This is a genomic window from Pseudomonas sp. LBUM1646, from assembly GCF_059716165.1.
In genome coordinates this window covers 6,756,298-6,771,925 of sequence record NZ_CP166810.1, presented here as the reverse complement: position 1 = coordinate 6,771,925, position 15,628 = coordinate 6,756,298, and the positions used below count along the sequence as shown (strand labels likewise).

19 protein-coding genes are annotated in these 15,628 nt (G+C 58.6%); 5 read left to right on the top strand and 14 right to left on the bottom strand.

Going from position 1 to position 15,628, the window contains the following annotated elements; translation table 11 throughout:
• Positions 1–100: 100 nt before the first annotated feature.
• Genes ACA071_RS30950 through exbB form a run of 3 tightly spaced genes read right to left on the bottom strand, consistent with a single transcriptional unit; the run spans position 101 to position 2,247 of the window.
• Positions 101–850 carry an energy transducer TonB family protein gene (locus tag ACA071_RS30950; protein WP_497642464.1) on the bottom strand — a complete coding sequence of 250 codons (750 nt, stop codon included), beginning with the start codon at positions 848–850 and terminating at the stop codon, positions 101–103.
• Positions 847–1,275 (bottom strand): TonB system transport protein ExbD, encoded by a 429-nt coding sequence (gene exbD / locus ACA071_RS30945; RefSeq protein WP_008150131.1) that lies wholly within the window; start codon positions 1,273–1,275, stop codon positions 847–849. The genes ACA071_RS30950 and exbD overlap by 4 nt, the downstream gene beginning before the upstream one ends.
• Before the next feature lie 6 nt (positions 1,276–1,281).
• Positions 1,282–2,247, bottom strand: a complete 966-nt coding sequence (exbB, locus tag ACA071_RS30940) for a tonB-system energizer ExbB (RefSeq protein WP_497642463.1) — start codon at positions 2,245–2,247, stop codon at positions 1,282–1,284.
• A 189-nt stretch (positions 2,248–2,436) separates the two neighbouring features.
• On the opposite strand from exbB, the gene ACA071_RS30935 reads away from it, so the two are divergent.
• Positions 2,437–3,294 carry an SDR family oxidoreductase gene (locus tag ACA071_RS30935; RefSeq protein WP_497642462.1) on the top strand — a complete coding sequence of 286 codons (858 nt, stop codon included), beginning with the start codon at positions 2,437–2,439 and terminating at the stop codon, positions 3,292–3,294.
• 80 nt (positions 3,295–3,374) lie between these two features.
• Here ACA071_RS30935 and ACA071_RS30930 read toward each other — a convergent pair whose 3' ends face one another.
• The 6 genes from ACA071_RS30930 to ACA071_RS30905 all read right to left on the bottom strand — a co-directional run bounded on the left by ACA071_RS30930 (position 3,375) and on the right by ACA071_RS30905 (position 8,667).
• Positions 3,375–4,115, bottom strand: coding sequence for a hypothetical protein (locus ACA071_RS30930; RefSeq protein ID WP_497642461.1), 741 nt, complete (start codon positions 4,113–4,115; stop codon positions 3,375–3,377).
• 56 nt (positions 4,116–4,171) lie between these two features.
• Positions 4,172–4,552: a RidA family protein gene (locus ACA071_RS30925; RefSeq protein ID WP_003229509.1), complete on the bottom strand. Its 381-nt coding sequence runs from the start codon at positions 4,550–4,552 to the stop codon at positions 4,172–4,174.
• A 24-nt stretch (positions 4,553–4,576) separates the two neighbouring features.
• Entirely contained in the window at positions 4,577–6,682 is a 2,106-nt protein-coding gene (gene spoT / locus ACA071_RS30920; protein WP_497642460.1) for a bifunctional GTP diphosphokinase/guanosine-3',5'-bis pyrophosphate 3'-pyrophosphohydrolase, read from the bottom strand.
• A 57-nt stretch (positions 6,683–6,739) separates the two neighbouring features.
• Positions 6,740–7,003 carry a DNA-directed RNA polymerase subunit omega gene (gene rpoZ / locus ACA071_RS30915; protein WP_007894670.1) on the bottom strand — a complete coding sequence of 88 codons (264 nt, stop codon included), beginning with the start codon at positions 7,001–7,003 and terminating at the stop codon, positions 6,740–6,742.
• 167 nt (positions 7,004–7,170) lie between these two features.
• On the bottom strand, positions 7,171–7,791 hold the full coding sequence (gmk, locus tag ACA071_RS30910) for a guanylate kinase (protein ID WP_149659479.1): 621 nt from the start codon (positions 7,789–7,791) through the stop codon (positions 7,171–7,173).
• A gap of 12 nt (positions 7,792–7,803) precedes the next feature.
• The gene (locus ACA071_RS30905) at positions 7,804–8,667 is read right to left on the bottom strand and encodes a YicC/YloC family endoribonuclease (protein WP_497642459.1); all 864 of its coding nucleotides are present in this window, start codon (positions 8,665–8,667) and stop codon (positions 7,804–7,806) included.
• 270 nt (positions 8,668–8,937) lie between these two features.
• Here ACA071_RS30905 and rph point away from each other — a divergent pair, with 270 nt between their 5' ends.
• The 3 genes from rph to gltS all read left to right on the top strand — a co-directional run bounded on the left by rph (position 8,938) and on the right by gltS (position 11,647).
• Positions 8,938–9,660, top strand: a complete 723-nt coding sequence (gene rph / locus ACA071_RS30900; RefSeq protein ID WP_163910644.1) for a ribonuclease PH — start codon at positions 8,938–8,940, stop codon at positions 9,658–9,660.
• 29 nt (positions 9,661–9,689) lie between these two features.
• Entirely contained in the window at positions 9,690–10,055 is a 366-nt protein-coding gene (locus ACA071_RS30895; RefSeq protein WP_463258857.1) for a DUF4870 domain-containing protein, read from the top strand.
• Positions 10,056–10,438: 383 nt separating this feature from the next.
• A complete protein-coding gene (gltS, locus tag ACA071_RS30890) occupies positions 10,439–11,647 on the top strand; it encodes a sodium/glutamate symporter (protein WP_497642458.1) in 1,209 nt (402 codons plus the stop codon).
• Positions 11,648–11,726: 79 nt separating this feature from the next.
• Here gltS and crc read toward each other — a convergent pair whose 3' ends face one another.
• Positions 11,727–12,506 carry a catabolite repression control protein Crc gene (gene crc, locus ACA071_RS30885; protein WP_007934608.1) on the bottom strand — a complete coding sequence of 260 codons (780 nt, stop codon included), beginning with the start codon at positions 12,504–12,506 and terminating at the stop codon, positions 11,727–11,729.
• Between the two features lie 82 nt (positions 12,507–12,588).
• Here crc and pyrE point away from each other — a divergent pair, with 82 nt between their 5' ends.
• Positions 12,589–13,233: an orotate phosphoribosyltransferase gene (gene pyrE / locus ACA071_RS30880; RefSeq protein ID WP_497642457.1), complete on the top strand. Its 645-nt coding sequence runs from the start codon at positions 12,589–12,591 to the stop codon at positions 13,231–13,233.
• Positions 13,234–13,306: 73 nt separating this feature from the next.
• On the opposite strand, the gene ACA071_RS30875 is transcribed toward pyrE, so the two are convergent.
• The 4 genes from ACA071_RS30875 to argB form a co-directional block, all read right to left on the bottom strand.
• Positions 13,307–13,690 carry a hypothetical protein gene (locus ACA071_RS30875; RefSeq protein ID WP_497642456.1) on the bottom strand — a complete coding sequence of 128 codons (384 nt, stop codon included), beginning with the start codon at positions 13,688–13,690 and terminating at the stop codon, positions 13,307–13,309.
• Complete coding sequence (locus ACA071_RS30870) at positions 13,677–14,249, bottom strand: hypothetical protein (protein ID WP_497642455.1); 573 nt, start codon at positions 14,247–14,249, stop codon at positions 13,677–13,679. Before ACA071_RS30870 ends, ACA071_RS30875 begins: the two co-directional genes overlap by 14 nt.
• 18 nt (positions 14,250–14,267) lie before the next feature.
• A complete protein-coding gene (locus ACA071_RS30865) occupies positions 14,268–14,528 on the bottom strand; it encodes a hypothetical protein (protein WP_497642454.1) in 261 nt (86 codons plus the stop codon).
• 189 nt (positions 14,529–14,717) lie between these two features.
• Positions 14,718–15,623: an acetylglutamate kinase gene (gene argB / locus ACA071_RS30860; protein WP_109626724.1), complete on the bottom strand. Its 906-nt coding sequence runs from the start codon at positions 15,621–15,623 to the stop codon at positions 14,718–14,720.
• Positions 15,624–15,628 lie beyond the last annotated feature (5 nt).

Here is a 15,628-nt window from a genome sequence, read left to right as displayed (position 1 = left end):
GCAAAGCTTGCTCGCGAAGAGGCCATCACATCCCACATCTTAGTTGGCTGTCATACCGCTTTCGCGAGCAAGCTCTGCTCCTACAGGGTTCGTGTGTTGTTTAGCGCCGGCGTTTTTCCAGCGAGTAAACAAACGGAGCAACAATTTCGATGGAGCCGTTGTTCAGCATGTCGGCCGGTGGCTTGGGCAGCGGCTGGGCGCGCTTGATCATTTCCAGGGTGGCTCGGTCCAGATCAGCGTTGCCGGAGCGGTCCACCAGTTCGAACGACAACACATTGCCTTCGGCATCGACCACGAAACGCAAGCGGTTCAGCCCTTCCTTGCCCCGTGACTGCGCACTGGCCGGGTACTTTTTGTACTTGGCCAAGTGAGCGAGCAGAGTGCCTTGCCAACTGGCCTTGGCGGCCTGCTGCGCGGGCGATGGGCCCGGAGCTGGCTGTGCGGACTTCTCGGTCGGTGCCTGGGTCGGTTGTGCGTCGCTCGGTTTTTCCTCGGACGGTTTTTCCTTCGGCGGTTCCGGCTTTTTCTCCACAGGCTTGGGCGGTTGCGGCTTGGGCTTGGGTTTAACCGGTTTCGGCACGGCGATCTCGGCCTTCGGCACTTCCGCCAGTTTCGGGATCGGCAACTCTTCCACCGGGGCCGGTGGCTGCGGCGGCGTAATGACCTTCGGCGGTGCCGGCGGTGGCGGTGCCGGAACCGGCGCCAACTCGACCATCATCGCCTGCGGTGGCAGCTCGATCGGTGGGCGCGCCGTCCAGTTCACCGCCAGCGCAATGGCCAGCGCATGGACGCCCAGCACCACGGCCAGGCTCCCGCTGTAACGCGTCAGCTTATGGCGCGTCGTGATCATTTCTTGACTGCCGTCTCAAGCCCGACCAGACCTACCTTCAGGTAACCGGCGGAGCGCAGGTTGTCCATCACGCTCATCAGGTCGCCGTAATCCACGCCTTTATCGGCCTGGAAGAAGATCGTCGTGTCTTTCTTGCCCTTGGTCCTGGCGTCGAGCGTGGCGCCGAGTGCTTCGGCTTTCACCTCGTCTTCGCCGAGGAACAGGCGCTGGTCAGCCTTGACGCTGAGGAACACCGGTTTCTCTGGCCGTGGCGCCGGTTTGGCGCTGGAGGCCGGCAGGTCAACCTTGATGTCCACGGTGGCCAATGGCGCGGCCACCATGAAGATGATCAACAGCACCAGCATCACGTCGATAAACGGCGTGACGTTGATTTCGTGGTTCTCGGCCAGATCGTCGTCTGCGCCTTCTTTCAAATGCAAGCCCATGGCTGATTACCCTACTTTGACCACGTGGGGTTGCGTGGAGCGCTCAGCAGTCGGCAGGTGATCCAGATCACGGCTGACCAGCAACAGGACTTCAGCAGAAGCGTCCGACACCTGCGCCTTGTAACCGGCGATGGAGCGGGCGAAGACGTTGTAGATGACAACGGCAGGAATCGCGGCAACCAGGCCCAGCGCGGTGGCCAGCAGGGCTTCGGCGATGCCGGGAGCGACGACGGCGAGGTTGGTGGTCTGGGTTTTGGCGATGCCGATGAAGCTGTTCATGATGCCCCACACGGTGCCGAACAGACCCACGAACGGCGCGGTGGAACCGATGGTGGCGAGCACGCCGGTGCCGCTGCTCATGTTGCGACCGCAGGCGGCGACCAGACGCTCAAGACGGAAGGCGACACGTTCCTTGATGCCTTCTTTCTCGCGGCTGTTGGCCGACAGGCGCATTTCTTCCAGGGCGTCGTGGACCAGCAGGTGGGCGAGGGTGCCTTGCTTGGTTGCGGTGGCGCTGGCTTCTCTAAGGGTGGTGGCTTTCTTCAGGTGGACGATTTCGTTACGCAGACGACGCTTGGCGCCCATCAGCTCGAAGCCTTTGGCGATCCAGATGGTCCAGGTGATGATCGAGGCGATGGCCAGGCCGATCATGACGATTTTCACGATAATATCGGCGTTCTGATACATGCCCCACGGCGACAGGTCATGAGCCATGCCCAGGGAGTTGTCGGGTTCGAGCACTTCGGGTGCGTCTTCGGCGTTGGCATCCACAGCCGGATCGGTTGCAGCAGGTGCTACGGCGGGAGCGGCGTGATCAGCCGGGGCCGCAGCGGTGGCAGCAGGAGCGGCGGGTGCTTGTGCATCAGCGAAAGCGGCGACAGGTGCCAGCATCAGGCTGAGCAGCAAGGCGGCCACAGCGCTCCAGGCGCGAGGTCGTTTGGTTGGCGAAGCGGGGAATTGATTGCGTGTCATGCTGGCCGGACCTGAGAGAAAAAGAGGGTAAATGTTCTTCCAGGCCTCGTAAGGCCGAGAACAAAAGTGGTCGGCATTATTGCAAGTAATTCTTGTTAACAAAAGTAATGGCTTCTCTTTTTTTCCTCCATTGCTAGCCGCTCGTCCTTTATGGGCGCTAGTCTGTACCTTTCCTGAGGGAGTTTTCTGATGTCCGCGCCATCTGTTTTGATCGCCGGTTGTGGTGATGTCGGCAGCCGTTTGGCCACGCAATTGCTGGCTGCTGGGTGGGAGGTTCACGGCTTGCGGCGTGATATCTCGCGCCTGCCCGAAGGGGTGATTGGCGTTGCCGGGGACCTGTTCAATAAAGACTGCCCGGAAACCTGGCCAATCGGTGCGGTGGATTATCTGGTGTATTGCGCGGCGGCCACTGATCACGATGAGGCGGGCTATCGCGCCGCTTATATTCAGGGTTTGCAGCACGTGCTGGAATGGCTGGGCGACTATGGGCAAGAGCCCAATCGGCTGCTCTTCGTTTCCAGCAGCAGTGTTTATGGCCAGCAAGAGGGCGAGTGGGTCGACGAGTCTTCGCCGACTGTGGCGGCTGGCTATTCGGGGCGTGTGATGCTGGATGCCGAGCAGGTTGCCCTCAATAGCGGTATCTCGGCGAGCATCGTGCGTTTGACCGGGATCTACGGTCCGGGCCGCGAATTTCTGCTGACTCAGGTTCGTCGCGGTTATCGCGTGGCGGTCGACCCGCCGTTATACGGCAACCGTATTCACTCGGACGACGCGGCGGGGTTGATGGCGTATCTGCTGGAGGCGGATCAACGGGGAACGGTGCTGGATGACGTCTATATAGGTGTCGACGATGCGCCTGCGCCACTGGCGCAAGTGGTGGGCTGGCTGCGTGAGTATCTAGGCGTGACCGAGTGGGCCGAGGACGAGAGCGTGCGCCGCACTGGCAGCAAGCGCTGCAGCAATGCCCGAGCCAAGGCGTTGGGCTGGACGCCGAAGTACCCAAGCTATCGCGAAGGTTATGCGGCGATTCTCGAAGGCCGCTGCTGAGTTTCAATCCCCCCAAAACAACTGTAGGAGCGGGCAAGCCTCGCTCCTACCATTGGTTTTGCGTTGGTCTTACGACCGGGTCACTGCTTTTCCAGCACCCACTTGCGATCACCCGGCGTGAACTGAGGCATTTCATCCGCCTGCGCCGTGTTCACGGCCTGGAAGATTTCCAGTTCTTTGCCTTTGCGCGCAAAGATCCAGGTGTTGCCCTGGCCGTTTTGTTGCAGCCACATATTGTCGTTGCCGCCGCTCATCGACGCGCAATCGCCCGCCAGACACAGGGCATAACGATCCGCACCCGGCAGGCCGGCCACTTGGCCATCCGCCTGGAATTGCACGGTGCTGCCTTCACCCTGGCCGTTGACGATTGTCCAGCTGCCGCCCATGTAGGCCGAGTACAGCGCGCGTTCGAAGCTGGCGCCCATCGGCGCGCCTTCCGGTACCGGAATCAATGCACGGTCGAAGACTTGCGCGGGTTCGTTGTCGTTCGCGACCTGGCTCAACTGCTTGCCGTCACGTCTCAGCTCGCTGGCGGAACTACCATAGAAGTCGACCTTCCAGGCGCCGGACTCATCGGCCAGCAGCTTGCCTTCGACGTTTTCAAAACCGTTGGTGTAGCGGGCCTGGCTGGCCTTGGTGTTGACGTCCCATTCCAGGTTCGGACCGTAAGCCTGGAGCGCTTCGCGCAGGGGGCCGCCCTTGGAGGCAGCATCGATGGCCACCTGGTTGATCCAGGTGCCGCTGATATCACGGTCGGCAGGATTGCTGGCGCAGCCGCCGAGGAACACGGCGAGCAAGGAGAGGGCAAGCGCTTTGCGCATGGTGGAATCCTTTCAAAACGAAGTCGGCGCAACCTGTTGGGGCTGCGCCGGATGTATTACTCGATGACCAGAATGGCGTCCATTTCTACCTGCGAACCCTTTGGCAGGGCTGCAACGCCGATAGCGGCGCGGGCAGGGTAGGGTTGGTCAAAGTACTTGCCCATGATCTCGTTGACCTTGGCGAAGTGGCTCAGGTCGGTGAGGAAGATGTTCAGTTTGACGATGTCCTTGAACGAACCGCCAGCAGCTTCAGCCACGGCCTTGAGGTTCTCGAACACCTGGACGGTCTGGGCTTCGAAGCCTTCGACCAGTTCCATGGTTTTCGGGTCCAGGGGAATCTGACCCGACATGTAAACGGTATTGCCAGCCTTGATCGCCTGGGAATAAGTACCGATGGCGGCCGGGGCCTTGTCGCTGGTGATAACAGTCTTGGTCATGAATGACTCCTTGTAATGGATGGGCTACGCACGCATGCGGGTGATGCGAATCACCCCGGTCAAGGCGCGCAGTTTCTTGATCACACGAGCCAGGTGCACACGGTCGTGCACGCTGACCACCAGTTGGACCACGCTGATGCGACCATCGCGTTCGTCCATGCTGATTTTTTCGATATTGCCATCGGCCGCGTTGACGCTGCTGGCCAGCAGGGCGATCAGGCCGCGCTGATGTTCCAGCTCGACACGCAGCTCGACGTTGAACTCGCCGGTGACATCCTTGGCCCACGAGAGCTGGATGCATTTTTCCGGGTTGTGGCGGATTTCGCTGATGTTGCGGCAGTTGTCCAGGTGCACGACCATGCCTTTGCCCGCGGACAGGTGGCCGACAATCGGGTCGCCCGGGATCGGCGTGCAACATTTGGCGTAGCTCAGCACCAGGCCTTCGGTGCCGCGAATCGCCAGCGGGCCTTCCGCGCTCGGCAGCTGTTCGCCTTCGCCCAGCAGGCGACGGGCGACCACATAGGCCATGCGATTGCCCAGGCCGATATCTTCAAGCAGGTCTTCGATCAGTTCCAGGCGGTATTCAGTGAGCATCGCCTTGATGCGCTCGGCCGGGACCTTTTCCAGGGTGCTGTCGAAACCATTGAGCACCTTGTTCAGCAGGCGTTCGCCGAGGCTGATGGATTCGGAGCGGCGCTGTAGTTTCAGCGCATGGCGGATGTGGGTCCGCGCCTTGCCGGTGACCACGAAGTTCAGCCATGCCGGGTTCGGCCGTGCGCCGGGGGCGCTGACGATCTCGACCGTGGAGCCGCTTTGCAACGGTTCGGACAGCGGTGCGAGACGACGATTGATCCGGCAGGCGATGCAGCTGTTGCCGACGTCTGTGTGCACCGCGTAAGCGAAGTCCACCGCCGTGGAGCCTTTGGGCAGCTCCATGATCCGGCCTTTGGGCGTGAACACGTAGACCTCGTCCGGGAACAGGTCGATCTTCACGCTTTCGATGAATTCCAGCGAGTTGCCGGCGCGTTGCTGCATTTCCAGCACGCCTTTGACCCACTGGCGAGCGCGGGCGTGAGTGCCTTTCGGTTGCTCGTCGCCGCTGGATTTGTACAGCCAATGGGCGGCGATGCCGTTGTTGGCCATTTCTTCCATTTCACGGGTGCGGATCTGGATCTCGATCGGTACGCCGTGCATGCCGAACAGCGTGGTGTGCAACGACTGATAGCCGTTGGCCTTGGGGATCGCGATGTAATCCTTGAAGCGCCCCGGCAACGGTTTGTACAAATTATGCACAGCACCCAGCACGCGGTAGCAGGTATCGACCTTGTCGACGATGATCCGGAACGCATAGACGTCCATGATCTCGTTGAAGGCCCGACGCTTGCCGCGCATTTTCTTGTAGATGCCGTAGAGGTGTTTCTGGCGTCCGCTGACTTCGCCCTGGATTTCATCAATCGCCAGGCAATGGCTCAGGGACTCTTCGATCTTGTTGACGATTTCCTTGCGGTTGCCCCGAGCGCGTTTTACCGCCTGGTTGATCCGCGCGGAACGCATCGGGTGCATGGCCTTGAAGCCGAGGTCTTCGAATTCTATGCGGATGGCGTGCATGCCCAGCCGATTGGCGATGGGCGCATAGATTTCCAGGGTTTCCTTGGCGATGCGCCGGCGCTTTTCGCCGGACAGCACTTCCAGCGTGCGCATGTTGTGCAGGCGGTCGGCCAGCTTGACCAGGATCACGCGAATATCGCGGGCCATGGCCATGGCCATTTTCTGGAAGTTTTCGGCCTGGGCTTCGGCTTTGGTCTCGAAGTTCATCTGGGTCAGTTTGCTGACCCCGTCGACCAGTTCGGCCACGGTTTCGCCGAACTGCGCTTGCAGCGCTTCTTTGGCAATCCCGGTGTCTTCGATCACGTCATGCAGCATGGCCGCCATCAAACTCTGATGGTCCATATGCATGTCGGCAAGAATGTTCGCCACCGCAAGAGGATGCGTGACGTACGCCTCGCCGCTGCGGCGGCGTTGGCCGTCGTGGGCTTGTTCGGCGTAGAAATACGCTCGGCGGACCAGGTTGACCTGGTCCTTGCCGAGGTAGGTCGATAAGCGATCGGCGAGGGCGTCTATGCTCGGCATGATGACTCCTGCCGTTCGCTGTGACCCCGCGCCGTGCTACGTCGACCAGGCATAGGCTTAGACGGCCTCGTTGGACTCGTCCTCGAACGCTGCGAACAGCGGTTCGTCTTCGACGATTTCAGCATTGGCGATGAACTCATAGCTCATCAGGCCTTCAGCGATTTCACGCAGCGCTACAACGGTAGGCTTGTCGTTTTCCCACTGAACCAGTGGCTCTTTGCCGCCGGTGGCCAGTTGACGGGCACGTTTGGTGGACAGCATGACCAGCTCAAAACGGTTTTCCACGTGGTTCAGGCAGTCTTCAACGGTTACGCGGGCCATGGTATTCCTCGGAGCGAATGCAATATGCGCGCTGCCCGGTTGGGCGAGCGGACTCAACAGTTTAAAAAATCACCAGCGATTAGGGAAGCGCTGATTTTTTGACCAAGCCCTTCAACGCGCTGCAAGTGCCAATGTAAAGCCCCCGCAGCGGTTTTGGGAAGAGCTGTTTAGCCGAGCAATTCAGCCAAAAGTTTTCCGTTACGCTGCTGCTGACGCTTCTGATGCAGCTGATTGGCACGGAAAATCGCCTTCAGATCGTGCAAAGCGTGGGCGAAATCGTCGTTGATGATCAGGTAGTCGTAGTCGACATAGTGGCTCATCTCGCTGACCGCTTCACGCATCCGGCCATCAATGATCTCGTCGCTGTCTTGGCCGCGATTGGTCAGGCGCTGGTGCAAGGCCTCCAAGGACGGCGGCAGAATGAAGATCGAGCGCGCTTGCGGCATCAACTTGCGCACTTGCTCGGCGCCCTGCCAGTCGATTTCCAGGATCAGGTCGTGGCCCGCGTCCAGAGTCTGCTGCAGGTGGCTTTGCGAGGTGCCGTAGAGATTGCCGAACACTTCGGCGCGCTCCAGGAAGTCACCATGCTCCCCCATCTTCACAAACGCTTCGCGCGAAACGAAGTGATAGTTCACGCCGTCCACTTCGCCGGGGCGCATGGCCCGGGTGGTGTGGGAAACCGAGACGCGGATCTCCTGGTCGGAGTCGGTCAGGGCCTTGACCAGGCTGCTCTTGCCCGCGCCCGAAGGGGCGGAAATGATGTACAGGGTGCCGGTGCTGTGGGTCATGTCGGGGTTGCCTTACTCAATATTCTGCACTTGTTCGCGCATCTGCTCGATCAACACTTTGAGGTTGACCGCAGCCGTCGTGCTGCGCGGGTCGAAGGCTTTGGAGCCCAGTGTGTTGGCTTCGCGGTTGAGCTCCTGCATCAGGAAGTCCAGGCGCCGACCGGCAGCGCCACCGGACTTGAGCACTCGGCGAACTTCGATGATGTGAGTGCTCAGGCGATCCAGTTCTTCGGCGACGTCGCTCTTTTGAGCGAGCATGACCATTTCCTGTTCCAGGCGCTGCGGGTCCATCTCGGCTTTCATGTCGGCAAAGCGGTCGAGGACTTTCTGGCGCTGGGTGGCGAGCATCTGCGGAACCAGCTCGCGCAGGGTCACGACGTCTTCTTCAATGGACGTCAGGCGCTCGCTGATCAGCCGAGCCAGCTCCGCGCCTTCGCGCTCGCGGCCGGCCTTGAGTTCTTTGAGGCCTTGGTTGAACAGGGCCAATGCCTCGGCATTAAGGGCTTGCGGGTCAGTTGCGTCGCCCACCAGCACGCCGGGCCAGGCCAGGACTTCCAGTGGGTTCAGCGCGGCCGGGTTCTTGATCAGGCTGGCGATGGTTTCGGCGGCGGCGACCAGTTGTGAAGCGCGATCGCGGTCTATTTGCAGGGTTTTGCCGGTGCTTTCTTCAGTGAAACGCAGGGTGCATTCCAGTTTGCCCCGGGAAATACCCTGGCGCAGTGCCTCGCGGACCGCGCCTTCGAGGTCGCGAAAGGATTCCGGCAGACGCAGGTGCGGCTCCAGGTAGCGACTGTTGACCGAGCGCAGTTCCCAGCTCAGGGTGCCTTGGGCGCCGGCTTTTTCGACGCGGGCGAAGGCGGTCATGCTGTGCACCATGGAGGTACCTCGCAATGCAGGCCGGCGCGAAACCCATGGGCTTCGCGGACCCGATATCAATGAATGTAAGCCGACTGGCAGCAAAGGCGCAGGATTGTAGCGCAGTGGGGCGGATGCGCCCAAACACACCCTGTGACAAAGGGCTGCAGGCCGTCGGTTAGGCACTATTTACCGCCTTCAACCGTCGGCCGGATTTTTTAGAAGTGCCCAGTCGTGGCTGGCGGCTCTATAATGCTCCGCAGTTTTCCGTCCCCAGTACAGGTATTCCCTATGAAACGTCCAAGTGGTCGCGTTGCCGATCAGCTCCGCTCGATCCGCATTACCCGCAACTACACCAAACACGCCGAGGGTTCTGTGCTGGTCGAGTTCGGTGATACCAAAGTCATCTGCACCGTCAGCGTCGAGAACGGCGTGCCGCGTTTCCTAAAAGGTCAGGGCCAAGGCTGGTTGACTGCCGAATACGGCATGCTGCCGCGCGCCACTGGCGAGCGTAACCAGCGTGAAGCGAGCCGCGGCAAGCAAGGCGGCCGCACCCTGGAAATCCAGCGTCTGATCGGTCGCTCCCTGCGTGCTTCGCTGGACATGTCGAAGCTGGGCGACGTCACCCTGTACGTCGATTGCGACGTGATCCAGGCTGACGGCGGCACTCGCACCGCGTCTATCACTGGCGCCATGGTTGCGCTGGTCGATGCCTTGAAAGTGATCAAGAAGCGCGGCGGCCTGAAAGGCGGCGACCCGCTCAAGCAAATGATCGCAGCCGTTTCGGTGGGCATGTACCAGGGCGAGCCTGTGCTTGACCTCGACTACCTGGAAGACTCGGCTGCCGAGACCGACCTGAACGTCGTCATGACCAGCACCGGTGGCTTCATCGAAGTCCAGGGCACTGCCGAAGGCGCGCCGTTCCAGCCTGAAGAGCTGAACGCCATGCTGGAACTGGCCAAGAAAGGCATGAACGAAATTTTCGAACTGCAGAAAGCCGCACTGGCTGACTGATCGAACCTTTCCACACCAAGGAGGACGCCATGAGTGATCAGCAACTGCTACCCACGCCGAGCCAGGAGGTTCGTCAGTGGGCGATGTTTTGTCACTTGTCCGCCTTGCTGGGGATCTGGATTCCGTTTGGCACGCTGATCGGCCCGCTGATTCTCTGGCAGATGAAGCGTGAGAGTGACCCGTTCATTGATGCGCAGGGCAAGGAGGCGCTCAATTTTCAGATCACCGTCGCCATCGCCGCGACCCTCTCGTTCTTTTTGATGTTGGTGGTCATCGGGTTCTTCCTGCTTGGCCTGATCGCCATCGGCGCGTTGGTGCTGACGATCATCGCTGGCGTAAAAGCTAATGAAGGGGTGCCTTATCGGTATCCGTTCACCTGGCGGTTGATCAAGTAAAGATCAATCCGGGCAGGCCCGCCTTACATTGAACGCTTTAAAACAAATGCCCTGACTTGTCAGGGCATTTGTATTTTTGCAGTTCAATTAACATCTCTGGCGCACGGGGCAGGTGATAACTGCGCCGCAGTTCTTTATCAACGATCACTCTTACATCTTTAGTCACAACTGTAATGCCTCAACATCGGCTGCGTCCTTGGCAATGAGACTTTACGGTTGATAGAGTTGCCCCACGTTATATTTACTAAGAAATATTTCGACATATTCAAGCCATCGAAGGTCCTTGAATTTCAAGCAATCAGTGTTGAGGCACTCAGCCGGTTCAAGAGGCGTGCGCAGGTAAAAAGTTCGCCTCTGAATATATATAGCCAAGAATAATCCCAATGATTCAGCTCGATTTTTATGGAACGCTTGTGGCCGCCTCCTTGGTGCTTTTGCTGGGGCGCGGACTTGTTACACGTGTTGGTTTTCTACGTAATTACAATATCCCTGAACCCGTCGCCGGCGGCTTGTTGGTTGCCTTGGTTCTCTTGGTATTACGAACGTTTGATATTGAAGTCCGCTTCGATACTTCATTACAGACGCCGTTGATGTTGGCTTTTTTTGCCACGATCGGCTTGAGTGCGGACTTCGCCAGCCTGAAGAAGGGCGGTCGCGTAGTGGGCGTTTTTCTGCTGGCAGTGGCCGGACTTCTGATCGCCCAGAACGCCATGGGCATCGGCCTCGCAAAAATGCTGGGGCTCGATCCTTTGATGGGTCTGCTGACAGGTTCGATTACGTTGTCGGGCGGTCACGGTACAGGCGCTGCATGGGGAACGGTGTTCAGTGAGAAGTACGGTCTGGCGTCTGCCTCCGAGCTTGCGATTGCCTCTGCAACGTTTGGCCTGGTGTTGGGTGGCTTGATTGGTGGTCCGGTCGCTCGCCTGCTGATCAAGCGTGTTCAAGTACCTGGCTGCCACTCTCAGGAAGCGCCACAGTTGCCGAAAGGTTTTGAGCAGCCGAACAAAGAGCGCTCGATTACGCCATTTTCGTTTATCGAAACACTCGCCCTGATCGCGGTCAGCTTATTGGCCGGCAATCTTCTGAATGGCTTCCTGCAAGGAACTGCACTTGAGCTGCCGACGTTCGTGTGCGTCTTGTTCGTGGGTGTGGTTTTACGCAATGGGCTTTCAGCGTTGGGCTTGTATCAGGTATTCGAGCGTGAAGTCTCCGTGCTGGGGAACGTCAGCCTGTCGCTGTTTCTGGCGATTGCCTTGATGTCGCTAAAACTGTGGGACCTGGCGGCACTTGCCTTGCCGATCTTCATCATTCTGGCTGCGCAAGCGTTGGTCATGGCGTTGTTTGCGATTTTCGTGACGTTCAGAATCATGGGCAGTAACTACGATGCGGCGGTGTTGGCGGCGGGGCACTGCGGTTTTGGGCTGGGTGCCACACCCACGGCCATCGCTAATATGCAGGCGGTGACGCAGCGCTACGGGCCTTCGCAGATAGCGTTTCTCGTGGTGCCCATGGTGGGTGCGTTCTTCATCGACATCATCAATGTCATCGTGATCAAGATGTACCTTGCGCTGCCGTTTTTTGCCGTTGCCTGAGGTTTGGGCCATGTCGACTGGCGCATAAAAAATGCCCGTATCTTGCGATACGGGCATTTTTTTATCTGCGAATTGACGCTTAGATAGTCAGCGTCCAGTCGTAGTCCACGATCAGCGGTGCGTGCTGCGAGAACCGTGGCTGACGTGGCAGGCGTGCGCTGCGTACAAAGCGGCGCAAGCCCGGGGTCAGCAACTGGTAGTCGAAACGCCAGCCCAGGTTGAGCATCTCAGCCTGTTCATTGTCCGGCCACCAGCTGTACTGGTCGCCTTCACGGCTGACTTCGCGCAGGGCATCGACATAACCCATATTGCCGACAATCTCGTCCATCCAGGCACGTTCAGGTGCCAGGAAGCCCGGGGATTGCTGGCTGTCGCGCCAGTTCTTGATATCCAGCTTCTGTTGCGCCACGTACAGCGAGCCACAATAAATGTACTCGCGACGTTTGCGTCGCTGTTTATCCAGATAACGGGCGAAATCGTCCATTAGCTTGAACTTCTGGTTCAAGTCTTCATCGCCATTCTGCCCCGAAGGGAGCAGCAAGGTCGCGATGCTGACCTTATCGAAATCGGCTTGCAGGTAGCGCCCGTAGCGGTCGGCCGTCTCGAAGCCGAGACCGCTGATGACTGCCTTCGGTTGCAACCGCGAATACAAAGCCACGCCACCCTGGGCGGGAACTTCGGCTTCGCAGGCATAAAGGAAGTAGCCATCCAGTTGGAAGGCTGGATCGTCCAGTTCAAAGGCGGAGGCGCGGGTGTCCTGCAGGCAGATGACGTCGGCATTCTGTGCTTGCAGCCAACTGAGCAAACCTCGCTCCACTGCAGCCTGAATACCATTGACGTTCACACTGATGATCCGCATAAATGGCCCCAAAAATCGCGTGCGTGTATGATACACGGCGTCAACCTAATTAGCTAAATCCGTGGTATTTGGGGTTTTTTTCATGCAAGCGTATCAGCGCGATTTCATTCGTTTTGCCATCGATCGCGGCGTTTTGCGCTTCGGTGAGTTCACCCTGAAGTCCGGGCGCACCAGTCCTTACTTCTTCAATGCCGGTCTGTTCAACAGCGGTTCCGCCTTGGCGCAGCTGGGTCGTTTCTACGCTGCGGCCATCGTCGAGAGCGGCATCCCGTTCGACGTGCTGTTTGGCCCTGCGTACAAAGGCATCCCGTTGGCGGCGACCACCGCAGTGGCATTGGCCGAACATCACGGCCGTGACCTGCCATGGTGCTTCAACCGCAAGGAAGCCAAGGCCCACGGCGAAGGTGGCAGCCTGGTCGGCGCACCGTTGACCGGCGACGTGCTGATTATCGACGACGTGATCACTGCGGGCACCGCCATCCGCGAAGTGATGCAAATCATCGCTTCCCAGGATGGCGCCAAGGCGGCGGGCGTGTTGATCGCGCTGAACCGTCAGGAGCGTGGCAATGGCGAGTTGTCGGCGATTCAGGAAGTGGAGCGTGACTTCGGTATTCCGGTAATCAGCATTGTTTCGCTGAACCAAGTGCTGGAATTCCTGGCAGACGATCCGCAGCTCAAGCAGCATTTGCCTGCCGTAGAAGCCTACCGCGCCCAGTTCGGCGTCTGATACGCGGACAAAGATTGCACATACAAAAAGACCCCGCTCAGCCGTTCTGAGCGGGGTCTTTTGTTTTATGTCTTCAGCATAGTCTTCGCCATTTATGTACCAGTTTCATTGCCAATCCCAAGTTGAACAGCGCAAACACCAGCAGTGCCAAATCAACTAACACGTAGAGCGTGCGATCCACATCAAACTCCCACAGATTCAGTGTGCTGCTTCCCATGATCCTCACGGCGGCAGGGAAGTTGACGTAAAACAGCGCCATGAAAGCGGTCGTCAGCGGAAGGGCGCAGCCGAACAAAACGGTCATTACGATTTTTCGGCTGCGCTTTCTGGCAAGCGGACCCGGTTGTTTTTCATCCAGTTCCAACGCTTCATGCAACCTGGGCCACGCCAGATTGAACATGAAAGTGGTCAGGGTCAGCAGCAAGCCACTGACCGCGACGATGTCACTGAACGGCATTCAGGCCCAGCGTCTGGCACAACAACGCGTGGGAATCTTCGCTGATCTCGAATTGCCCGGCACTGCCTTTGCGTTTGATGATGGGTTTGAAAGTAGGCTCGTTCTGCGTGATCAGCATGTTCAGCTCATCACGGATGACGTCAGAGCTGATCACCACCAGATACACCGTCTGCGCATGCTCTGCAGACTCGATCACTGCACGCATGCTGTGTCGCAAGATCTCGTCCAGCTGATTGCGAAAGCGTGACACCGTGTTTTTCAGCAAGGTTTTACTTTGACTCTGGGTCAGCTGGAATATCGTCGATATTTGCGATTCGGTCGGCAGTGTCTGCCCGAAGTAGCTTTGAATCAGATACAGCAAGCGATCCTGTTTCGCTTCATCGGCCCGACTCGGCATCCCGCCTTCGACCAGCATTTTCAAGTATTCAGTCAGGCTGGCCTTGGCAATACGCTGCAAAGCATGGGCGATTTCGCTGTCGGAAATCTTCAGGGTCTTCTTGACCGGTTCCTTTTGCTCTTGCTCGAAAGCCTGGGCGTCAATCGTGAACGAGATCTGCATGGCTCAGCGCCTCCGAAGTTATTTTTTGCTGGCAGGGCTGGAGGTTTCGACCTGTTTGATTCCGGCAGGTTTTTCGGCTTTCTCAGGATATGGATCAATCACGGCGTCGCCTTGGCCGGTCAGAATTTTCCAACCATGGCTAATGTGCGGGGTTTTACGAAGTTGCGGGCAGGGCGGCATCGATGTTTTGGCCTGATTCGAATACTGGTGGCCGCAGTCCACGCACTCGTAGGTGCCTGGTGAAACATCACTGCCGTAAGGAACGTAATCTTTTTGCATAGGGAAGATCTCCTGTGGATACAGGGAAGATCCTAGGCAGATTGCTTCTTTCTCGATGTCAGACACTTCCTGCATTGGTGTCAGGCATTTCCTGCGAGCAAAAAAAGATCGCAGCCTTCGTCAGCTCCTACAGGGAATTGCGATACACCTGTAGGAGCTGCCGAAGGTTGCGATCTTTTGATCTTTAGATCAGGGACGCTTGCGATTACTGATCAAAGTACCCACACCGGTATCGGTGAAGATCTCCAGCAGAATCGCATTCGGTACCCGACCGTCGATAATCAGCGAACTGCCCACGCCACCCTGTACCGCTTCCAGCGCGCAACGGATCTTCGGCAGCATGCCGCCGTAGATCGTGCCGTCGGCGATCAGGTCGTCGACTTGCTGGGTGGTCAGGCCGGTCAGGACCGTGCCCGACTTGTCCATCAGTCCGGCGATGTTGGTCAGCAGCATCAGCTTTTCAGCTTTCAGTGCTTCGGCCACTTTACCGGCCACCAAATCAGCGTTGATGTTGTACGACTCGCCGTTGGCGCCCACGCCGATTGGCGCGATCACCGGGATGAAATCGCCTTTGACCAGCAGGTTCAGCAGGTCGGTGTTGATGCCGACCACTTCGCCCACCTGGCCGATGTCGATGATTTCCGGCTGGGTCATCTCTGGGGTCTGGCGGGTCACGGTGAGCTTTTTCGCACGAATCAGCTCGGCGTCTTTACCGGTCAGGCCGATGGCGCTGCCGCCATGACGGTTGATCAGGTTGACGATGTCCTTGTTGACCTGGCCGCCGAGGACCATTTCCACCACGTCCATAGTCTGCGCGTCAGTCACGCGCATGCCATCGATGAAGTGGCTCTCGATCGACAGACGCTTGAGCAAGTCGCCGATTTGCGGGCCGCCGCCGTGAACCACCACCGGGTTGATGCCCACGGCTTTCATCAGCACGATGTCGCGGGCGAAGCCGGTTTTCAGCTCCTCGCTTTCCATCGCGTTGCCGCCGTATTTGATCACCAGCGTCTTGCCGACATAGCGGCGAATGTAAGGCAGCGCTTCGGACAGGACCTTGGCGGTGTTGGCGGCGGCTTCGCGTTCGAGGGTCATTCAGG

What these genes read in the sequence shown, in the direction of transcription:
- ACA071_RS30950 (WP_497642464.1), bottom strand. Translation starts at nt 850, where the DNA reads ATGATCACGACGCGCCATAAGCTGACGCGTTACAGCGGGAGCCTGGCC.
- exbD (WP_008150131.1), bottom strand. Translation starts at nt 1,275, where the DNA reads ATGGGCTTGCATTTGAAAGAAGGCGCAGACGACGATCTGGCCGAGAAC.
- exbB (WP_497642463.1), bottom strand. Translation starts at nt 2,247, where the DNA reads ATGACACGCAATCAATTCCCCGCTTCGCCAACCAAACGACCTCGCGCC.
- ACA071_RS30935 (WP_497642462.1), top strand. Translation starts at nt 2,437, where the DNA reads ATGTCCGCGCCATCTGTTTTGATCGCCGGTTGTGGTGATGTCGGCAGC.
- ACA071_RS30930 (WP_497642461.1), bottom strand. Translation starts at nt 4,115, where the DNA reads ATGCGCAAAGCGCTTGCCCTCTCCTTGCTCGCCGTGTTCCTCGGCGGC.
- ACA071_RS30925 (WP_003229509.1), bottom strand. Translation starts at nt 4,552, where the DNA reads ATGACCAAGACTGTTATCACCAGCGACAAGGCCCCGGCCGCCATCGGT.
- spoT (WP_497642460.1), bottom strand. Translation starts at nt 6,682, where the DNA reads ATGCCGAGCATAGACGCCCTCGCCGATCGCTTATCGACCTACCTCGGC.
- rpoZ (WP_007894670.1), bottom strand. Translation starts at nt 7,003, where the DNA reads ATGGCCCGCGTAACCGTTGAAGACTGCCTGAACCACGTGGAAAACCGT.
- gmk (WP_149659479.1), bottom strand. Translation starts at nt 7,791, where the DNA reads ATGACCCACAGCACCGGCACCCTGTACATCATTTCCGCCCCTTCGGGC.
- ACA071_RS30905 (WP_497642459.1), bottom strand. Translation starts at nt 8,667, where the DNA reads ATGGTGCACAGCATGACCGCCTTCGCCCGCGTCGAAAAAGCCGGCGCC.
- rph (WP_163910644.1), top strand. Translation starts at nt 8,938, where the DNA reads ATGAAACGTCCAAGTGGTCGCGTTGCCGATCAGCTCCGCTCGATCCGC.
- ACA071_RS30895 (WP_463258857.1), top strand. Translation starts at nt 9,690, where the DNA reads ATGAGTGATCAGCAACTGCTACCCACGCCGAGCCAGGAGGTTCGTCAG.
- gltS (WP_497642458.1), top strand. Translation starts at nt 10,439, where the DNA reads ATGATTCAGCTCGATTTTTATGGAACGCTTGTGGCCGCCTCCTTGGTG.
- crc (WP_007934608.1), bottom strand. Translation starts at nt 12,506, where the DNA reads ATGCGGATCATCAGTGTGAACGTCAATGGTATTCAGGCTGCAGTGGAG.
- pyrE (WP_497642457.1), top strand. Translation starts at nt 12,589, where the DNA reads ATGCAAGCGTATCAGCGCGATTTCATTCGTTTTGCCATCGATCGCGGC.
- ACA071_RS30875 (WP_497642456.1), bottom strand. Translation starts at nt 13,690, where the DNA reads ATGCCGTTCAGTGACATCGTCGCGGTCAGTGGCTTGCTGCTGACCCTG.
- ACA071_RS30870 (WP_497642455.1), bottom strand. Translation starts at nt 14,249, where the DNA reads ATGCAGATCTCGTTCACGATTGACGCCCAGGCTTTCGAGCAAGAGCAA.
- ACA071_RS30865 (WP_497642454.1), bottom strand. Translation starts at nt 14,528, where the DNA reads ATGCAAAAAGATTACGTTCCTTACGGCAGTGATGTTTCACCAGGCACC.
- argB (WP_109626724.1), bottom strand. Translation starts at nt 15,623, where the DNA reads ATGACCCTCGAACGCGAAGCCGCCGCCAACACCGCCAAGGTCCTGTCC.